The sequence below is a fragment of the Comamonas odontotermitis genome (assembly GCF_014207855.1).
Taxonomy (GTDB): Bacteria; Pseudomonadota; Gammaproteobacteria; order Burkholderiales; family Burkholderiaceae_C; genus Comamonas; species Comamonas odontotermitis_A.
On record NZ_JACHKZ010000002.1, the window covers coordinates 167,777 to 187,393 of the forward strand.

At 63.2% G+C, this 19,617-nt stretch carries 17 protein-coding genes; 8 read left to right on the plus strand and 9 right to left on the minus strand.

Features of this window, described 5'->3' with window-relative positions:
- Positions 1-9 precede the first annotated feature (9 nt).
- The 5 genes from HNP33_RS02810 to HNP33_RS02830 all read right to left on the minus strand — a co-directional run bounded on the left by HNP33_RS02810 (position 10) and on the right by HNP33_RS02830 (position 8,848).
- Positions 10-3,816 (minus strand): nitrate reductase subunit alpha, encoded by a 3,807-nt coding sequence (locus HNP33_RS02810; RefSeq protein WP_184705042.1) that lies wholly within the window; start codon positions 3,814-3,816, stop codon positions 10-12.
- Between the two features lie 26 nt (positions 3,817-3,842).
- Positions 3,843-5,279, minus strand: a complete 1,437-nt coding sequence (locus HNP33_RS02815) for an MFS transporter (protein WP_184705044.1) — start codon at positions 5,277-5,279, stop codon at positions 3,843-3,845.
- Positions 5,280-5,312: 33 nt separating this feature from the next.
- On the minus strand, positions 5,313-6,581 hold the full coding sequence (locus HNP33_RS02820) for an MFS transporter (protein ID WP_184705046.1): 1,269 nt from the start codon (positions 6,579-6,581) through the stop codon (positions 5,313-5,315).
- A 302-nt stretch (positions 6,582-6,883) separates the two neighbouring features.
- Positions 6,884-8,083 (minus strand): threonine ammonia-lyase, encoded by a 1,200-nt coding sequence (locus HNP33_RS02825; protein WP_184705048.1) that lies wholly within the window; start codon positions 8,081-8,083, stop codon positions 6,884-6,886.
- 111 nt (positions 8,084-8,194) lie between these two features.
- On the minus strand, positions 8,195-8,848 hold the full coding sequence (locus HNP33_RS02830) for a TenA family protein (RefSeq protein WP_184705050.1): 654 nt from the start codon (positions 8,846-8,848) through the stop codon (positions 8,195-8,197).
- Between the two features lie 126 nt (positions 8,849-8,974).
- On the opposite strand from HNP33_RS02830, the gene HNP33_RS02835 reads away from it, so the two are divergent.
- The 4 genes from HNP33_RS02835 to HNP33_RS02850 all read left to right on the plus strand — a co-directional run bounded on the left by HNP33_RS02835 (position 8,975) and on the right by HNP33_RS02850 (position 12,175).
- Complete coding sequence (locus tag HNP33_RS02835; RefSeq protein WP_184705051.1) at positions 8,975-9,343, plus strand: RidA family protein; 369 nt, start codon at positions 8,975-8,977, stop codon at positions 9,341-9,343.
- A gap of 237 nt (positions 9,344-9,580) precedes the next feature.
- Positions 9,581-10,900, plus strand: coding sequence for a C4-dicarboxylate transporter DctA (locus HNP33_RS02840; protein WP_184705053.1), 1,320 nt, complete (start codon positions 9,581-9,583; stop codon positions 10,898-10,900).
- A 4-nt stretch (positions 10,901-10,904) separates the two neighbouring features.
- Positions 10,905-11,597, plus strand: a complete 693-nt coding sequence (locus HNP33_RS02845; RefSeq protein WP_184705055.1) for a GntR family transcriptional regulator — start codon at positions 10,905-10,907, stop codon at positions 11,595-11,597.
- Positions 11,594-12,175: a pseudouridine synthase gene (locus HNP33_RS02850; protein ID WP_184705057.1), complete on the plus strand. Its 582-nt coding sequence runs from the start codon at positions 11,594-11,596 to the stop codon at positions 12,173-12,175. Before HNP33_RS02845 ends, HNP33_RS02850 begins: the two co-directional genes overlap by 4 nt.
- An 18-nt stretch (positions 12,176-12,193) precedes the next feature.
- On the opposite strand, the gene HNP33_RS02855 is transcribed toward HNP33_RS02850, so the two are convergent.
- The gene (locus HNP33_RS02855) at positions 12,194-13,288 is read right to left on the minus strand and encodes a hypothetical protein (protein WP_184705059.1); all 1,095 of its coding nucleotides are present in this window, start codon (positions 13,286-13,288) and stop codon (positions 12,194-12,196) included.
- Between the two features lie 321 nt (positions 13,289-13,609).
- Here HNP33_RS02855 and HNP33_RS02860 point away from each other — a divergent pair, with 321 nt between their 5' ends.
- The gene (locus HNP33_RS02860) at positions 13,610-14,287 is read left to right on the plus strand and encodes an ankyrin repeat domain-containing protein (RefSeq protein ID WP_184705256.1); all 678 of its coding nucleotides are present in this window, start codon (positions 13,610-13,612) and stop codon (positions 14,285-14,287) included.
- Positions 14,288-14,299: 12 nt separating this feature from the next.
- On the opposite strand, the gene HNP33_RS02865 is transcribed toward HNP33_RS02860, so the two are convergent.
- Entirely contained in the window at positions 14,300-15,217 is a 918-nt protein-coding gene (locus tag HNP33_RS02865; protein WP_184705061.1) for a LysR family transcriptional regulator, read from the minus strand.
- 125 nt (positions 15,218-15,342) lie between these two features.
- Here HNP33_RS02865 and HNP33_RS02870 point away from each other — a divergent pair, with 125 nt between their 5' ends.
- From HNP33_RS02870 to HNP33_RS02880, 3 genes are all read left to right on the plus strand, one after another.
- Entirely contained in the window at positions 15,343-16,125 is a 783-nt protein-coding gene (locus HNP33_RS02870) for an SDR family oxidoreductase (protein ID WP_184705063.1), read from the plus strand.
- Positions 16,126-16,183: 58 nt separating this feature from the next.
- Positions 16,184-16,453: a hypothetical protein gene (locus HNP33_RS02875; protein ID WP_184705065.1), complete on the plus strand. Its 270-nt coding sequence runs from the start codon at positions 16,184-16,186 to the stop codon at positions 16,451-16,453.
- 216 nt (positions 16,454-16,669) lie between these two features.
- Positions 16,670-18,040, plus strand: a complete 1,371-nt coding sequence (locus HNP33_RS02880; RefSeq protein ID WP_184705067.1) for a glycerophosphodiester phosphodiesterase family protein — start codon at positions 16,670-16,672, stop codon at positions 18,038-18,040.
- Between the two features lie 57 nt (positions 18,041-18,097).
- On the opposite strand, the gene HNP33_RS02885 is transcribed toward HNP33_RS02880, so the two are convergent.
- Both HNP33_RS02885 and HNP33_RS02890 read right to left on the minus strand, forming a co-directional pair.
- Positions 18,098-18,790 carry an amino acid ABC transporter permease gene (locus HNP33_RS02885; RefSeq protein WP_184705069.1) on the minus strand — a complete coding sequence of 231 codons (693 nt, stop codon included), beginning with the start codon at positions 18,788-18,790 and terminating at the stop codon, positions 18,098-18,100.
- Positions 18,787-19,554 (minus strand): amino acid ABC transporter permease, encoded by a 768-nt coding sequence (locus tag HNP33_RS02890; protein WP_184705071.1) that lies wholly within the window; start codon positions 19,552-19,554, stop codon positions 18,787-18,789. The genes HNP33_RS02885 and HNP33_RS02890 overlap by 4 nt, the downstream gene beginning before the upstream one ends.
- Between the last annotated feature and the right edge of the window lie 63 nt (positions 19,555-19,617).

The window sequence follows — 19,617 nt, forward strand, 5'->3', positions numbered from 1 at the left end:
TGATCGGAATCAGGGGTTCTCGCCCTGCGACTGGTAAGCGCCAGCCAAGTGGTCATCGCGCGGCGTGTCCAGCCAGTCCACCTTGGCCATCTTGCGCACGACGACGAATTCGTCACGGTTGGTGCCGATGGTTCCGTAGTAGTTGAAGCCGTAGCTGTACTGCGCGTAACCGCCGATCATGTGCGTGGGCTTGAGCACGATGCGCGTGACCGAGTTGTGGATACCGCCACGCACGCCGGTGATCTCGCTGCCGGGCGTGTTGATGATCTTTTCCTGCGCGTGATACATCAGCACCATGCCGGGATTGACGCGCTGGCTCACCACCGCACGCACGGCGACTGCACCGTTGAGGTTGAACATCTCCATCCAGTCGTTGTCCTCGATACCTGCGCGCTTGGCGTCCTCTTCGCTGATCCACGCCACGGGGCCGCCCCGGTTGAGGGTGAGCATCAGCAGGTTGTCGGTGTACGTGCTGTGGATGCCCCATTTTTGGTGCGGAGTGATGAAGTTGAGCTGGATCTCGGGGTGCCCATTGGGTTTGATACCCTGCATGCCAGCGGTGGCCTTCATGTCGACAGGCGGACGGTAGCTGGAGAAGCCCTCGCCGAAGGCAACCATCCAGGGGTGATCCTGGTAGAACTGCTGGCGGCCGGTGAGCGTGCGCCATGGAATCAGCTCGTGCACATTGGTGTAGCCCGCGTTGTAGCTCACCGTCTCACTCTCGATGCCGCTCCAGGTGGGCGAGCTGATGATCTTGCGCGGCTGCGCCTGGATGTCGCGGTAGCGGATCTTTTCGTCCTCGCGGTACAGCGCCAGGTGTTTGTGTTCACGGCCCGTGGCCTTCTCCAGCGCCTCCCATGCCTTCACGGCCACGTGGCCATTGGTCTCGGGTGCCAACTGCAGGATGACTTCGCAGGCGTCGATATCGCTGACGATGCGTGGGCGGCCCTCAGTCACGCCAGGCTCAGTGGTCAGGCCATTCAACTGGCCCAGCTGTTCCACCTCGGTACCGGTTTTCCAGTTGATGCCCTTGCCGCCGTTGCCCAGCTTATCCATCAGCGGGCCCAGCGCGGTAAAGCGCTTGTAGGTGTTGGGGTAGTCGCGTTCCACCACCGTGACCTGCGGCGCTGTCTTGCCGGGGATGAGGTCGCACTCGCCCTTCTTCCATTCGGCCACGCCATAGGGTTGCGCCAGCTCGGCGGGGGTGTCGTGCATCAACGGTGTGAGCACGGTGTCGCGTTCCACGCCAAGATGGCCCACGCAGACCTCACTGAAAGCCTTGGCAAAACCTTTGTAGATTTCCCAGTCGGAACGCGATTCCCACACCGGATCGACCGCTGCCGACAGCGGGTGGATGAAGGGGTGCATGTCGCTGGTGTTGAGGTCGTTCTTCTCGTACCAGCTGGCCGTGGGCAGAACCACATCGGAGTAGAGGCAGGTCGTGCTCATGCGGAAATCGAGCGTGACCAACAGATCCAGCTTGCCTTGGGGTGCCTGGGCATGCCAGGTCACCTCTTCAGGCTTGGCATCTTGCGGCCCCAGGTCCTTGCCCTGCACGCCGTTGTCGGTGCCCAGCAGGTGTTTGCAGAAATACTCGTGCCCCTTGCCGCTGGAGCCCAGCAGGTTGCTGCGCCACACGAAGAGGTTGCGCGGCCAGTTCTCGGGGGCGTCCGGGTCTTCGCAGCTCATTGCGAGGCTTCCGCTCTTGAGGCTTTGGGCCACATAGTCGCGCGGCGCCATGCCTGCCGCATCAGCCTGCGCAGCAATCAACAGCGGATTGGCCTTGAGCTGCGGCGCACTTGGCAACCACCCCATGCGCTCGGCACGCACGTTGTAGTCGATCATGCTGCCGCCGTACTGGCTGCGATCGGCCAGCGGGCTGACGATCTCTTCCATGCCCAGTTTCTCGTAGCGCCACTGGTCGGTGTGCGCATAGAAGAAGCTGGTGCTGTTTTGCTGGCGTGGTGGCCGCGCCCAGTCCAGTGCGAAGGCCAACGCCGTCCATCCGGTCTGCGGGCGCAGCTTTTCCTGGCCCACGTAGTGCGACCAGCCCCCGCCGCTCTGGCCAATACAGCCGCATAGCATCAGCAGGTTGATGACGCCACGGTAGTTCATGTCGCAGTGGTACCAGTGGTTCATCGCCGCACCGATGATGACCATGGATTTACCGCGCGTCTTGTCTGCGTTGTCGGCAAATTCGCGCGCCACGGTGATGATATGCTGACGCGGCACGCCAGTGATCTGCTCAGCCCACGCGGGCGTGTAGGGCGCATTGTCGTCATAGCTGGCAGCGCCGCTGCCCAGGCCACGGTTGATACCGTACTGCGCCGCTTGCAGGTCGAACACGGTGGCGACCAATGCATCGCGGTACTCGCCATCGCACCCCAGGCGCAGGCGCACAGCTGGTACGCGGGCACGGTTCACATCGCCCTGCTGTTCATTGGCCGTGAAATGTGGTGTATCAATGCCTCCGAAGTACGGAAAGCCCACATCGACGATTTCATGCGCCTGGCTCCCGTCTTCCAGCACCGAGAGCTTGAGTTTCACCTCGGCGCCGTGGCGCGCCTCCTTGGCCTCCAGGTTCCATTTACCAGCGTCGTCGCGGCCCTCTGTGCCCCAGCGGAAACCGATGGAGCCATGCGGTAGCACAGCACGGCCATCGCTGTCGAAAGCCATGGTCTTCCACTCTGGGTTGTTCTGCTGCCCGAGCTTGCCATTGAAGTCGCTGGCACGCAGGTAGCGGCCCGGCACCTGCATCACACTGCCGTCGGGCAGGGTTTTGCTCTCCAGCAGGACCAGCATCGGCAGGTCGGTGTAGCGGCGTGCGTAATCGTCGAAGTATTCGCTGCGCCGGTCGAAGTAGAACTCCTTGAACGCCACATGGCCCATGGCCATGGCCAGCGCCGCGTCGGTGCCCTGCGTGGGATGCAGCCAGACGTCGGAGAGTTTGGCCACTTCGCTGTAGTCGGGCGTCACGGCCACCGTCTTGGCGCCCTTGTAGCGCACCTCGGTAAAGAAGTGAGCATCAGGCGTGCGTGTCTGCGGCACGTTGGAGCCCCAGGCAATGATGTAGCTGCTGTTGTACCAGTCAGCCGATTCAGGCACGTCGGTTTGCTCGCCCCAGACCTGCGGGCTGGCGGGCGGCAGATCGCAATACCAATCGTAGAAGCTCATGCATACGCCGCCAATCAGGCTCAGGTAGCGGCTGCCCGCTGCATAGCTGACCATGCTCATGGCTGGAATGGGCGAAAAGCCGATGATGCGATCAGGCCCATGTTGCTTGATGGTGTAGACGTTGGCCGCAGCCACGAGCTGGTTGACCTCGTCCCACGTGCTGCGCACGAATCCGCCCATGCCGCGCACGCTTTGGTAATCGCGCCGCGCAGTATCGTCCTGCACGATCAGGGCCCAGGCATCCACGGGCGTTTTGGCCACCGCCAGCGCAGCGCGCCAGCGCTCCAGCAGGCGGCCTCGCACCATCGGGTATTTCACGCGGTTGGCGCTGTACAGGTACCAGCTGTAGCTGGCGCCGCGCGCGCAGCCGCGCGGCTCGTGGTTGGGCATGTCCCAGCGGGTGCGGGGGTAGTCGGTCTGCTGGGTTTCCCAGGTGACGATACCGCCCTTGACATAGATTTTCCAGGAGCACGAACCGGTGCAGTTCACGCCGTGCGTGCTGCGCACGATCTTGTCGTGCGACCAGCGGGCGCGGTAGGCATCTTCCCAGGTGCGGTCTTCGCCCGTGGTGCGGCCGTGGCCGTCGGCAAAGCTCTCCTTGGGCAGGCGAAAGTGGGTGAGGCGGTCGAGGAAATGACTCATGGTGGTTCTCGTTTTCTCGTGATAGGTCAGCAGGGCATGGCGGCTTGGCGGCGTGCATAGCACCACCAGGTAATGACCACGCACAACAGGTAGAAGGCGGCAAAGACCCACAGCGCGGCCTCTGGCCCACCGGTTGCAGCAATGGATGAGCCGTAGCCCTTGGGAATGAAGAAGCCACCGTAGGCGCCGAATGCGCCAGCAAAGCCCACTGCGGCGGCGCCCCGTACATTGCCTTCTTTGATGGCTGCGGCCTGCGATGCGTCATCCTTGCCGGCCTGGCGCAGTGCGAGCTGGTTGAAGATGATTGGAATCATGCGGAATGTCGATCCGTTGCCGATCCCCGTGGTGACGAACAGCAGCAGGAACATGAGGAAGAAGCCGGTAAAGCTGCCTTCCGCAGGACCAGCGGACAGTGCCAGACCGCTCGCGCCCTTGGGCAGGAAATACAGCACCCCCAGCACCGCCAGCGCCATCACCAGGAAGTTCCACATGGTGACCACACCGCCACCCACCTTGTCGGCAAGCCAACCGCCAAAAGGCCGCACCACGGCGCCCACCAGCGGGCCAAGCCATGCGTATGACAGCGGATTGACAGCAGGAAACAGGCCTTTGATCAGCAGCGGAAAGCCTGCCGAAAAACCGATGAAGGAGCCGAAGGTGCCCAGGTACAACACGCACATGATCCAGTTGTGCGGCTGCACGAAAATCGCAGCCTGCGCGGCCACCGATGCCTTGGCATCTGCTACGTCATTCATCGTGAACCAGGCCACCACCGAGGTCAGGGCAATCCATGGCACCCAGATGAACGCGGCGTTCTGCATCCACACCTGCACCTGGGCACCGCCCTTGGTGACGGTCTGTGGATCGCCGCCGAAGATACCCAGCAGCCCGGCCGTGACAACGATGGGGCTGAGGAACTGCACCACCGAAACACCCAGGTTGCCCAGGCCAGCATTCACGCCCAGCGCGGAACCCTTGCGATCCTTGGGAAAAAAGTAGCTGATGTTGGCCATGCTGGAGCTGAAATTGCCGCCGCCCAGGCCGCACAGCAGTGCCAGGATCAGCATCGTGGGATAGGGCGTGCTCGGGTCTTGCACCGCGATGCCGATGCCGATGGCCGGGATCAGCAGGCTCGCGGTGGAGATTGCCGTCCAGCGGCGACCGCCGACCAAGGGCACCATGAACGAATAGAAGATGCGCAGCGTGGCGCCAGACAGCGCGGGCGCCGCTGCCAGCCAGAAGAGCTGGTTGGTCGAATACTGGAAGCCCAGGCCCGGCAGGCTGACGGCAACGACACTCCAGACCTGCCAGACGGCAAACGCCAGAAAGAGGGCAGGTACCGAGACCCACAGGTTGAGCTTGGCGATGGCTTCGCCCTCTTTTTCCCAGAAGGCCTTGTCCTCCGGGGTCCAGATCTTCAAGGTGCTGCCGCGGCGCGGCGCAGTGGTGGTTGTGGTGTTCATGGAGATTCTTTCCAGGGGATATTCAGTCGGCGTTCATGCGCTTGGGGTGGCCACGCCGCCCATCAGGTCGGTATGGCGCACCTCGGTCCAGTACATCCAGATGAGGGACACCCAGACCACGCCGTAGAGCAACATGAAGGCGCTGGAGCGCACGCCGGTCACATCCAGCAAGGCGCCAAATAGGATGGGCAGCACGAAACCGCCCAGCCCCCCGGCCAGGCCCACGATGCCGCTGATGGCACCGATGTTGTCGGGGTAGTCATCGCCGATGTACTTGAAGACACTGGCCTTGCCGAAGGCGAAAGCCACGCCCAGCACGCCCATGAGCGCAGTGAAGGTGTAGACGTTCAGCCCGACGTGGAATGTTTTGGGGCCGTTGATGGTGGCGATGGTGAAATCGGTCTGCGGGTAGCTCAGCAGGAACAGGCAGATCCAGCTCACCCACATCACCCACCAGGTCACCTTGTGGGCGCCATATTTGTCTGACAGCACGCCACCGATGGCGCGCAACACACCGCCAGGCAGCGAAAAGCAAGCGGCCAGGAGCGCTGCCACGCGAATATCAAGGCCGTATTCGCCCACGTAGTACTGCACCATCCACAGAGCCAGCGCCACATAGCCACCGAACACGATGCTGTAGTACTGGCAGTACTTGAGCACACGCGGGTCTTTCAAGGCCTTGAGCTGATCGACGAAACGCACATTGCTTGACACCAGATGCCGAGGATCGTGCGCACTCAGCAACCAGAACAGCACCACGGTGCCTGCCAGGATGGCGGCATAGACCTGGGGCACCAGCGCCCAGCCGCCCGCCACCAGCAGTGCCGGTGCCAAAAATTTGTTGACCGCCGAGCCCGAGTTGCCCGCGCCATACACACCCATCGCCATGCCCTGGCGGCTCTTGGGAAACCAGCGCGCAACGTAAGGCGTACCCACCGAGAACGATCCGCCAGCCAGGCCAACGAACAGGCCAATCACCAGAAACTGCCAGTACTGCGTGGCATAGGCCATGAGCCAGATGGCTGGCACGGTGACGGCCATCAATATGGTCATCACAATCCTGCCGCCATAGCGGTCTGTCCAGATGCCCAGTGGCACCCGCACCAGCGAGCCCGACAGCACGGGCATGGCAGTGAGCAGGCCGAACTCGGTCGCGTTCAGACCCAGTTGCTTCTTGAGCGGAATGCCGATGACGCCGAACATCATCCACACCATGAAGCAGACGGTAAAAGCCAGTGTGCTGACGGCGAGAACGCTCCAGGCCTGACGGGAGACAGCGGGTGGTGCGGAGGCGGAATCCATGGTGGGGCAGATGTTGTTGAATCTGTCCCTACTGTCGCGCGCCAGTGCGCGCCGCACTATCCACCTGTTAGTGCATTACGCCACGCCAAAAGAACGATGGCTGCCGCCATGCCATCGTTCTGAAGAACTACTGCCTCGTAATTCCCTCAAATGCATGATCTGCATCAAACGTGAAATGCCACCCTGCAAGCAAGATGGAAAGTTTTCGCCACTTTGGCGAGTCGCTCTGCGCGGTCAACGCCCTTACCCGATGCGGCATGCTGACGACGCTCGGATGGGGTGTCGTCAGCGCCAGCGCTGCATCAGGCCAGCTCCACCTGCATGCCTGCTGCGCGCAGCTTGTCCATGACTTCCTGGATATGCACATTGCTGCGGGTCTGCAGCACGATGTCGATCTCGGTGTTCTGTGCGGCCAGCTTGGTGAAGGCCCGCTGGTGGTGCACCTCTTCGATATTGGCGCCCGCCTCGGCCACGATGGCCGTGATGCGCGCCAGCATGCCCGGCACGTCGCGTGAGCTGATGCGCAGCCGCGCCAGCCGCCCGGAACGCACCATGCCCCGCTGGATGATGGACGCGAGCAGTAGCGGATCGATATTGCCGCCCGAAAGGATCAGGCCCACCTTCTTGCCCTTGAAGCGCTCTGGGTAGCGCAACAGCGCTGCCAAGCCCACCGAGCCCGCGCCTTCGACCAGGGTCTTCTCGATCTCCAGCAGCATCAGCACGGCCTGCTCGATGTCGCCCTCTTCCACCAGCACGAGATCGTCCACTGTCTCGGCCACGATCTGGCGGGTGATCATGCCTGCCGTGGCCACCGCAATGCCTTCGGCCATGGTGGAAACGCCCACTGGCAGATCCTTGTGCTGCACGGCATTGAGCATGCTGGGGAAGCGCGATGTCTGCACGCCCACCACTTCTATACCCGGTTTGACGGACTTGGCCGCCGTGGCAATGCCAGCAATCAAGCCCCCGCCGCCCACGGCCACCAGCAAGGCGTCCAGATCGGGATGGTCTTCCAGCATTTCCAGCGCCAGCGTACCCTGGCCTGCGGCAATGTCTTCATCGTCAAACGGATGCACAAACACCAGTTGCTGCGCGTCAGCCAGCGCGTAGGCGTGGATGCGTGCTTCCTCCAGCGTGTCGCCATGCAGCACCACTTCGGCGCCAAAGCTGCGCGTGCGCTCCACCTTCACCCCGGGTGTGAAACGCGGCATGACGATGACGGCGCGAATGCCCAGCTGCTGGGCATGGTAGGCCACGCCCTGCGCATGGTTGCCTGCACTCATGGCGATCACGCCGCGCGCGCGCTGCTCGTCGGACAGCTGCATCAGCTTGTTGCAGGCACCGCGCTCCTTGAAAGCCGCCGTGAACTGCAGGTTCTCGAACTTGAGGTACACCTTGGCACCAACGATGTTCGACAAGGTGTGTGAATACAGGCAAGGTGTGCGTTCGACCTTGCCTTGGATGCGCTGCGCGGCAGCGCGGATGTCTTGGATGCTGAGCATGGTGGATGGCATTGTCAGGAAGAAGGGCCGCGCCTGCAAGCGATGTGCCCGCCACAAGGCAGGGGCCGTTTTGCTCTGGTTTTTGATAGCACGTTGACCTGGCGGTGCGTGCTAGGCGGGATAAACATGGTCAAAAAAACTCTGCTCCAACGCAACGGCGCGGGCAAAAAAGTCTGCTGCCTCGGCCCGGGCCTGCGGGTCCAAGCCCTCGCCCACGCGGTCGAGCTCGGCGCGCAGCCAGGCGACAAAACCGCGGAAGAAGTCATTGGCGTGCAGATGAATCCATTCAGCATGCTCGAAGCGCGGCGGCAGTGCAGCGCCATCGCGGTCAAATGCATCCAGGTACAGGCCTTCTGCCACACACAGCACAGCCAGGCAGTTGGCGTATTTCTGGCTGCGCGCGGCCTCCAGCATCAGCGCCTGGAACTGAACCGTGGGCAGGCTCAGCTGCGGCAGGTGGCGGTCGGATTCGGCCACGCCCAGCGCGTCAAAGCTGCGGATGAAATAGGTGTTTTCATCGCTCGTGATCATGGCCGCAAACTGCGACAGGGTGACACGCGGCGCAAACTGGTCTGCACTGGCAATGGCCGCGCCCAGCAGGGCCACAAACTGGTTGATGAACTGGTAATCCTGCACAAGGTAACGGCGCAACACCGCATCATCCAGGGTGCCAGCGAACATTTCGTTGATGAAGCGGTGCTGGGTGCAGGCCTGCCACGGCGTGTGGTTCAGCTCTTTGAGGGACTCGGAAAATCGTTGGCTCATGGCATGGTCTCGTTGGCGCAGGACCGTCATTGTGCCGCATCTGCACCAAAACAGCCTTAGGCGCTCCACCAGTGCGCGCCATGCGCTATGATTTTTGAAAATCTTTTCATCCACAGAAAGACACCCATGACCTCTGCCATCGATCGCCGCCATGTGGGCGCCCGCCTGTCCGAAACCGCCATTTACAACGGCACCGTGTATCTGGCAGGCCAGATTCCGGAAAACAGCCCCGGCGCGGACATCAAGACACAGACGCAGGAGGTGCTGGGCCACATCGACCGCCTGCTGGGCGAGGCTGGCTCCAGCAAGCAAAGCATCCTGCAATGCCAGATCTACCTGACCGATATCAGCGAAATCGGCCAGATGAACGAAGTCTGGGACGCCTGGGTCGCGGCTGGCCACACGCCGCCCCGCGCCACCGTGCAGGCCCAGCTGGCCAACCCGGCCTACAAGATCGAGGTGGTGGTGGTAGCCGCAGTGGAATCGGCCCGCTGAACACTTCCCGCTCAGGAATAACTGTTATGCGCCGACGCAGGCATTTGCCCTGCTGACGCTGTGCCCTGCCAAAAGGCATGCCCATGGAAACACTCCCCGGGCATGCCTTTTGGCTTTTGGCAACTACAGCCGCACTACCGGGAATACCCGCTGCACGCGCAGCAAACTCCTTGAGTACATTCTTGTGCACAAGATAAACAAATCTTGTATGCAAATACATTTCAAGGAATCCCTCCCATGCGCCGCTTTGTCAAATCCCTCTTCGGGCAGGTGGTGATCGCACTCATTGTGGGTGTGATCGTTGGCCTGCTGACGCCTGAATACGCCGTCAAACTCAAGCCGCTGGGCGACGGCTTCATCAAGCTGATCAAGATGATCATCCCCGTGCTGGTGTTCTGCGTGGTCGTGCACGGCATTGCCGGGGCGGGCGACTTGAAGCGCGTGGGCCGCGTGGGGGTTAAGTCGCTGATCTACTTTGAAGTACTCACCACGATCGCGCTGACCATGGGGCTGGTGCTGGCCTTTGTGTTCGAGCCCGGTGTCGGCATGAACGTGGATGTCAGCCAGCTCGATCCGGCGGCCATGGCAGCCTACGCCAGCAATGCCGACAAGCTGACCAGCGGCGGCACGGTGGATTTCCTGATGAAGCTCATCCCCACGACGGTGGTGGATGCCTTCGCCAAGGGCGATGTGCTGCAGGTGCTGCTGTTTGCGGTGCTGTTCGGCTGTGCGCTCACCCTGCTGGGCGATCGCGTCAAGCCGCTGGCCGATCTGGTGGACATGACGGCACTCGCGCTGTTCAAGATCATGGGCATCATCATCAAGCTGGCGCCGCTGGGCGTGCTGGGCGCGATTGCCTTCACCGTGGGCAAGTACGGGATCGGCTCGCTCAAGCAACTGGGCATGCTGGTGGGCCTGTTCTACGTGGCGGTGCTGTTCTTCGTGTTCGTGGTGCTGGGTCTGGTGATGCGCATGTCCGGCTTCAGCCTCATCAAGCTGCTGCGCTACCTGCGCGAAGAGCTGACCATCGTGTTCGCCACCACCTCCTCCGACAGCGTGCTGCCACAGGTGATGGCCAAGCTGCGCAACATGGGCGTGCGCGATTCCACCGTGGGCCTGGTGATCCCCACCGGCTACTCGTTCAACCTCGATGCGTTCTCGATCTACATCACGCTGGCGGCGGTCTTCATTGCCCAGGCCACCAACACGCCCATCAGCATGTCCGACCTGCTGACCATTCTGGCCATTGCATTGGTCACCTCCAAGGGCGCGCACGGCGTGCCGGGCTCGGCCATCGTCGTGCTGGCCGCCACCTTGCATGCGATTCCCGCGATTCCGGCCATCGGCCTGGTGCTGGTGCTGTCGGTGGACTGGTTCATGGGCATCGCCCGCGCGCTGGGCAACCTGATCGGCAACTGCGTGGCCACGGTAGCCATCGCCGCCTGGGAAGGCGATATCGACCGCGAACGTGCCCATCGTGTGCTCAATGGCGAGCGCATCGCCGAAGATGCACCCCAATCGGCGGCACAATCGGGTACGTCCGAATCCCATGCCTGAGTCCATGTCTCCTGTCACCCCCACCTCCATCGCCGAGCGCGTTGTCGAAGCCATCCTGGCGCAGAAGCTCTCGCCCGGAGAACGGCTGGGGGAGCAGGAGCTGGCCGATAACTTTGCCGTGAGCCGCACCGTGGTGCGCGAAGCACTGATGCAATTGCAGGCGCGCGGCTTTGTGCAGGTGCAGCCGCGCCGCGGCTGGTATGTGGTGCAGCCCAGCGCCGACGAGGCACGCGACGCCTTCGCAGCGCGCCGCATCATTGAATCGGGCATCATCGATGCGGCCGGGCGCCCGATGCAGAAGGTGATTGTGCAACTGCGCCAGCACATCGGCGAGGAAGAACGCGCCATCCAGGGCGCCGATGCCGCCACCCGCGCCTTTCTGCTGGCCGACTTTCACGTGTGCCTGGCCGAGCAGATGGGCCACCGCCTGCTGGCCAATACGCTGCGCGACCTGACGGCCCGCACCACGCTGGCCGCCACGCTCTACCAGTCGCAGCACAGCGCCGAGCAATCCTGCGCCGACCATGCCAGCATCGTTGCAGCGCTGGAGCGCGGCGACACCGCCCAGGCCCGCGCGCTGATGCTGGCGCACATCGGCCAGGTGGAAGAGGCGCTGGAGATCGCGCCACCCTCGCCCGAGCCGGAACCCGCGCCCAGCGAACGCTTGCGTGCCACCCTGGCTCCGGTGCTCCGATGAACAGGCGCCAGCCCCCGCCCGCAGTCGCGCCGCGCCTGCTGCGTTTTCACAAGCCCTATGGCGTGCTCAGCCAGTTCACCCCCGAAGGGCGGTGGACGGCGCTCAAGGACTGGATCGATGTACCCGGTGTGTACGTGGCAGGGCGCCTGGACGCCGACAGCGAAGGCCTGCTGCTGCTGACCAACGACGGCAGGCTGCAGGCACGCATCGCTGACCCGCGCCACAAGATGGCCAAGACATACTGGGTACAGGTGGAAGGCATTCCCACCGATGTCGCACTGCAGCAACTGCGTGATGGCGTAGTGCTTAACGACGGCAAGACCCTGCCCGCGCAGGCGCGCCTGCTCGACCCGCAACCCGATATGTGGCCGCGCAACCCGCCGATCCGGGTGCGGCAGAGCATCCCCGATTGCTGGATCGAGCTCATCATCCGCGAAGGCAAGAACCGCCAGGTGCGCCGCATGACCGCTGCCGTCGGCCACCCGACCTTGCGGCTGGTGCGCATGGCCATCGGGCCTTATACGCTGGATGGTTTGCACCCCGGTGAATGGGCGGACTGCCTGCAGCCCTCCGCCTGAAAGCGCCCCAAGGCAGGGCTAACGCGCCAGCAGCGGTGCAGCTTCCAGCGCTTTTCCAGAAGGCAGCTCCACCGCGCGCCAGCCATGCCGCAACGGCCAAGGACGAAAGCGCACGCCCGGCAGTACCTCCACAGCGCTTATCTGGCCTTGCAACACAGCCGCCAGACGCTGCATTTCGGCGCCTCGCTCCCTCGCGCAGACCTGGGTGCGCTGCCACTGCGCACGGCGGTGCGCCATGCTCAACGCGGCCATCGCACTGGGTGCTGGCTGGCATTGCGCCATGCCCAGCAGTACCCACATCCCCGCCTCTCCACGGGTCGCCCCTCGCACAGCCTCTACATGCTGGGCCAGCACCTGGGGAGCCAACTCCCCCGCCAGGCGAATCTCCAGCGCATCATCCGCCCAGCGGTAGCGCGCCGGAACGGCAGCCGTCATGACCGTGGTGCCGTTGCGGGTGCGAAGGCGAGCCTCCACCCGGCGGCTGCCTTGTTCCAGCAAGGGGCCCACCAGCTGCAGCAGGGCGTCATCGCGCTGCTGGCGTGATTCGCTGTTTTCCACAGGTGCCAGTGCAATACGAATGGGCACGCTGTAATAACCGCGCCATTGTTCGCCCCAGGCCTTCTGGCTGGCCTGGTCGGGTGCCACCAGGCCCGTCAGCACGCCGGTCGGCAATGCCAGCAGCAGCGCCCACACCCACCAATCCGAGGGCATGGGTGCCGCATTCCAGGCCTCGCCCTGCCGCAGATGGCTCCAGCCGGTGGACAGCTGCCCCACCAACCACACCAGCACGAACACCCCCAGCGCGCAGAGCAGCGCTGTGCCAAGTGGCAGTACTTGCTCGGGGTGCAGGCCCTCGGGCAGCCAGAACAGGGTGAGCCAGCCCGTTGCGCCGCCTACCAATGTGAACAGCATTGCCGCAAACGGCACCCAGTTCGGCGTGCGCGCCTCCTCCTCGGCACTTTCCAGCGACTCTGCCCGCAAGGCGCGCCGCCACTGCAACGCCCGTCCGATGCGAATGCTCTGGCACAGCAGCACGGTCACCCCCAGGCCCACCACTATGCCCACGAGCAGCGGCGCCAGCAGCCACAGCATCACCAGCGCCAGAACCGCCATCACGCACCAGCCCAGGCCCAGCAGCGCTGCGTTCCCACTTTGTTTTTGATAGCACTTTGCGCGGCAAGGATGTGCGCGTGCGGCTTTTTTCAGCATGTCTTGGAGGAATGATGGGGTCGCTGCACCTCATTCGGTCAGCATCGCTATCGATATAAATCACCTTCTGGCGCTCACCAGTTATGCGCCAACAGCTATGAATTTGTGAGTATAGGGGTTCTGGCGATGCTACGATCTCCAAGACCTCTCGCCCTCATCGCGCCATTTCCCCATGCCCAACGACCAGGAGGAAAAGCCTTGCACCGTTTTCTTGCACTCTGCCTGATGGGCGCACTCAGCGCGCCATGGGCAGCACCAGCCCGAGCCCAGGCCAACACAAGCGCACAGACCCACCCCTCCACTTCTGCCATGACCAGCCTCCGCCTGCACCAGGCCGCTGCAGCCAATGATGTCTCCGCGATCCGCCAGCTACTCAAAGAAGGTGCCGCTATTGACTCTCGTGACGCGCAGGGCCGCACCGCCTTGCTGGTGGCCACCCATGGCAACTACGTAGATGCGGCCAGGGCGTTGATCGAGGCTGGTGCCAACGTGAACGCCAAGGACGACATGCAAGACAGCCCGTACCTGTACGCCGGTGCGCGCGGCCTTCTGGAAATACTGAAAATGGCCCTGGCCCATGGGGCCGATCTGCGCAGCACCAACCGCTACGGCGGCACCGCGCTCATTCCTGCCTGCGAGCGCGGCCATGTCGAAACCGTGCGGACCCTCATCGCCGCAGGCGTCGACGTGAACCATGTCAACCGCCTGGGATGGACAGGCCTGCTCGAAGCCATCATCCTGTCGGATGGCGGCCCGCGCTACCAGCAAATCGTGCAATTGCTGATCGAAGCCAAGGCCGATGTGAACCTGGCCGACAAGGACGGCGTGACACCACTGGCCCACGCCAGGCAACGGGGCTACAAGACCATCGAAAAAATGCTGACTGCCGCAGGTGCACGCTGATTTTCAAGCTGTTTATTGAATGGCGTCTTCAACAGCCCCCGCCTGCGCCAGCAACTGCGCCACCCACTCGATGAACACACGCACCCGGCGCGAGAGATGCGTGCGGTGCGGGTAGAGCACATGCACCGGCAAGGCGGGCGGCGGGTAATCATGCAGCACCTCCACCAGCTCACCCGCTTGCAGGTGGCCGCGCACGTCGTACTGCGGAATCTGGATAAGCCCCAGCCCGGCCAGGGCGCAGGCGATATAGCTTTCCACATGGTTGGCGCCCACCGCACCGGGCACCACCTGGCTGTGTTCGCTGCCGCCCTCTACCCATTCCCAGGGCGCGGAGCGGCCGGTGGTGGGCGAGTTGTAGCGCACCACCTGGTGCGCCGCCAGATCGGCCGGGGTCTGGGGAGTACCATGCTGCGCCAGATACGCGGGGCTTGCGCAGTTGATGAGCCGCATGCTGCCCAGCGGCTTGGCCACCAGACTGCTGTCGGCCAGCGGCCCCACACGCAGCGCGCAATCCACATGCTCCAGCACCAGATCGACCGCGCGGTCACTGGAGCCCAGATCCACCTCCAGCCCCGGGTGCTGCGCCAGCAAGGCGGGCAGGGCCGGCGCAATGAGCAGGCGCGCCACACGGCTGGGCACATCGATGCGCAAGCGCCCCGCCACCGCATGGTGGTTGGGGCGAAAGCGCTGCTCCAGATCCTGCATCTCGTCCACCAGGCTGCTTGCGCGCTCCACCAGGGCATGGCCGTCCAGCGTGAGCGCCACCTTGCGCGTGGTGCGGTGCAGCAGCCGGGTGCCCAGGCGGGCCTCCAGCTGCTGTACAGCGAGCGAGACCGTGGGACGGGGCAGCGACAGCTGATCGGCCGCCTGCGAAAAGCTGCCGGTCGCAGCCACACGCAGAAAAATCTGGAGCAGGTCTATACGGTCCATGGTGCACAGAGCGGGCGTTGATTGTTAGTAAATTCTGAATAAATATGGAATAAATTCTATATTTATCTTTGATTTATAACCAATTACGCTGGATACCTCTGATTCATGCACAGGAGTATTCATTCATGTCCTCTTCTTCCAAACACAGCCTCCAGGGCAAAACCGTATTGATCGCCGGTGGCGCCAAAAACCTGGGCGGCCTGCTCGCTACGGATTTCGCTCAGCACGGTGCCAAGGCCATTGCCATCCACTACAACAGCGCTGCCAGCAAGGCCGATGCCGAACAGACCCTGGCTGCCGTGCAAAAACTTGGCGCCAAGGCCGTCATCCTGCAAGGCGACCTGACAACGGCCGCTGCGGTGGAAAAGCTGTTTGCCGACGCCGTTGCCGCCGTGGGCCGCCCTGACATCGCCATCAATACCGTGGGCAAGGTGCTGAAGAAACCGATGGCCGACATCAGTGAGGCTGAATTTGACGAAATGGACGCAGTCAACAACAAGGCCGCCTTCTTCTTTTTGAAGGAAGCAGGCAAGCATGTGAACGATGGCGGCAAGGTCTGCACCTTGGTAACGTCGCTGCTGGGCGCGTTCACGCCGTTCTATTCGTCGTACGCTGGCACCAAGGCACCGGTAGAACACTACACCCGCGCAGCCGCCAAGGAATTCGGCGCACGCGGCATCTCGGTGACTGCCGTGGGCCCCGGCCCGATGGACACGCCATTCTTCTACGGCCAGGAAAGCACCGATGCCCAGGCCTACCACAAGAGCGCAGCGGCCCTCTCGCCCTTCAGCCAGACGGGCCTCACCGATATCGAAGACGTGGTTCCCTTTGTGCGCCACCTGGTGAGCGACGGCTGGTGGATCACCGGACAAACGATCTTGATCAACGGCGGTTACACGACAAAATAAGCAGACATGGCCTGCACCAGCGGCAGGCCGCATTGTTTTCAACCAAGAGGAGACCGCCATGCACATGCTGCTGGTGATGGTGACAGGCGGGCTGCAGCTCGCCGTTTTCGTGCTGCTGGGCAAACTGTGGGGGGCTGATGCAGCCAGCATGGCCACCGGCGCCAAGGCATTCATTCCTGTGTGGCTGGCGATGACCTTGGCCAATATGTGGGTCGGTGTCAGCAAGGCCGGTTACACCGTGGCGCAAGAGCTGCCCATTCTGCTGCTCAATTTTGCCGTGCCCGCTGCGCTGGCATTGATGCTGGTTTGGCTGCTGCAACGCGCCTGAGAAAGTGTTTACGCCACATTTGCTGCGCCGCAATATCGAAAGTACTGGGTAAAGCGCCCGCAATCCCGTACGCTGCCATGCAGCAGTTTGCGCAAGCGAGCTGCTGCAGCGTTGCCGTTGGCGCCAGCTGACGGCCGGGCGTGCTGTCACACCACAGTCATACAGCGCCCGCAGCATCCACCCACCTTTCGCTTTCTCAACCCTTGGTCGAATCCTATGACAACACGTACTCCCAAGTTTCATCTGACAGCGCTGGGCACAGCCCTGTGTGGCGCACTGCTGCTCACCGCCTGCGGTGGTGGCGGCGGTGATGACGGTGTGCGCTTTCTCACCCTGGATGGCTCCCAGCCCCAGGTGATCGCGCACCGCGGCTACTCCGGCATGTACCCCGAGCAGACACGCATGGCCTATGAAAAGGCCATCGACGCCGGTGCCGACATGATCGAGCTGGACATGCACCTGACGCGCGACTGCCAGCTGGTGGCTCGCCACAATGCATGGCTGGGGGACAGCACCAACATCGCCGACGTTGCCAAGACCAACGCCGCCGTGGCCGCCCGCAAACGCACGGCCAAGGGCGTACTGGTGGATGTGAAATACCCCGCCATTCCCGCCAACGGCCCCGCACAGTACCTGAGCGACCAGATCAACCCCAGCGATCCCAAGTCGGTGCTCAAGGCCCTGGTAGTCGATGGCGAGGACCACAGCAACGACTGGTCAATCAGCGACTTCACGATGCAAGAGTTGCGCGACTGGATTGCAGGCACCACGCTGGACAACCGTGCCGACCGCCCTACCGAGTGGAATGGCAAGCTGCCGCTCATCAGCGCGCAGGATGTGATCGACATCGCCGCGGCCAAGGGCAAAGCAGCGGGCCGCACCATCCCGGTCTACGCCGAAACCAAGAACCCCTACTGGAACAACCAGCAGGCCATTGCCAATGGCTGCGGCGCGCCAGGCAGCCACCCGCTGGAAGACGCCACCCTGGCCCTGCTGGAGAAGAACAAGCTCAACAGCAAGGATGCTCCCATCTACATCCAGAGCTTTGACCCCGAAAGCCTGAAGTACCTGCGCAAGGCTGGCATGAAGGCCAAGGGCGTGCAGCTGATCGACGGCAATGACTTCGACCTCAAGGACGGCTCGATGGTCTACATCACCTCCGATGAGTGGACCTTCATCAGCGGCCGCCCCTACAGCTGGACGCTGGCCGGTGACGCGCGCACCTTCGCCGTCATGCAGACCCCGGCGGGCCTCGCCGAGATCAAGACCTACGCCGACGGCATCGGCCCCTGGAAGCCTCAGGTGCTGGCCCACTCGGTAGTACCGTACAAGGAAGGCGCAGGTCTCAAGGACGTGAACACCCTCAAGGACACCGGCCTGATTGCCAACGCGCACAAGGCTGGCCTGGTCGTGCACAGCTTCACCTTCCGCAACGAAGCGGGGCGCCTTGCCGGTATCTACAAGGGAGACCCGGTGCAGGAATTCCTCGCCTACTACCGCCTGGGCATCGATGGCGTTTTCACTGACTTCACCCCGACCGGCGTGAAGGCCCGCGACGCCTACATTGCCGAGCTGAAAGGCAAGTAAGCCTGCTGCCCCCCGCCCTCACAATGCAAAAGGACGCCATGCGTCCTTTTTTATCGCCTATGCACCGGCAAACCCTGCCTTGCCCAAGCGCTCTACCGCCCAGGCCAGCAGATTGAGCAGCGTGCACAGCAACCAGTAGATGGCGCCCACCAGCAAAAACACCTCGGCAGGATGCACCATCAGCCGCGCATTGACCTGGGTGGACAGAAAGGACAGCTCGCCCACGCCGACGATATAGGCCAGCGAGCTGTCCTTGATCAGGGTGACCCATTGGTTCACGAACGACGGCAGCATCACCGGCAAGGCCTGGGGCAGGATCAGGCTGCGCAGCACCTGCCAGCGCGTCAGGCCCAGCGCGGCCCCCGCATTCCACTGGCCTTGCCCTACGGCGCCAATGCCCGCCGCCACCCCGTGCGCCAGATAGGCACCGCTGACCAGCGACAGTGCGCAGACCACCGAGACGCTGCCGGGCACATCCATATGAAAGAGCACCGGCAGCAGAAAGTAGATCCAGAAGATCAGCAGCAGCACCGGAATGGCGCGCAAAAAGCCCAGCACAGCGCGCAACCACCCACTCCATCGCCCGGTACCCATCACCAGGGCCACACCCAGCACCAATCCCAGCACGGCAGACAGCAGGCCCGAGCTGGCGCTCAGAATCAGCGTCAGCAGAGCGCCGCCGGGCGGCCCATCAGGGAAGGTGCCCACCAGCAGGTAGAGCCAGTCGTCACCCAATGCGGAAAAGTTCATGCCCGCCCCGGCTGAACTCTGCCCCAGCGACGCCGACGAGCCAGGTGCTGGCTCAGCAGCTCCACCACCAGGATCAGCACGATGTACAGCAGCGTGGTGATGCCATACACCTGAAAGGACTGGAAGGTCTCGGCCTCGGCCTGGCGCGCACGGTAGGACAGCTCGACCAGGCCTATGGTCATGCCCAGCGATGTGTTCTTGATGATGTTCATGTACTGCCCCAGCAGCGGCGAGGTAATGGTGGCCAGCGCCTGCGGCAGCACGATGTAGCGCTGCAGTTGCCAGCCCGTCATGCCCAGCGAGCGCGCCGCCTGGATCTGGCTGGGCGCCACGCTGCGGATGCCTGCACGCACTTCCTCGCCCACATAGGCCGTGGAATAGAACACCAGACCAACCGCCGCAGAGATGAACTCGAAGGAAGGCCAGTCCAGGCTGAGCCATCCGCCGCCCAACGGGTGCGGCCGGTTGAGCCAGGCCACCCACTCGGCTGGCAGCAGGCTGGGCACCCCAAAGTACCAGAAGAACAGCTGCACCAGCAGCGGTGTATTGCGGAAGGCCGACAGATAGACCAGGGCCAGCCCGCGCACCGGCGCCAGCCTGGAATTGCGCGCCAGGGCAAAGCCAATGCCCAGCACCGTGGCGGCGGCGATGACCAGCAGCGAAGTCAGCACGGTGACCCACCAGCCGCCAAGCAGCCAGTGCCAGTATTTACCGGCCAGCAGATGCTGCCAGAGCGGATCGAGCCAGGAGAGGAAAGGATGCATGTTTGCCAGCACACCAGACCTGAATCCCGGCACAGGCCGAGATCAGGCGGACACCATTGCCAT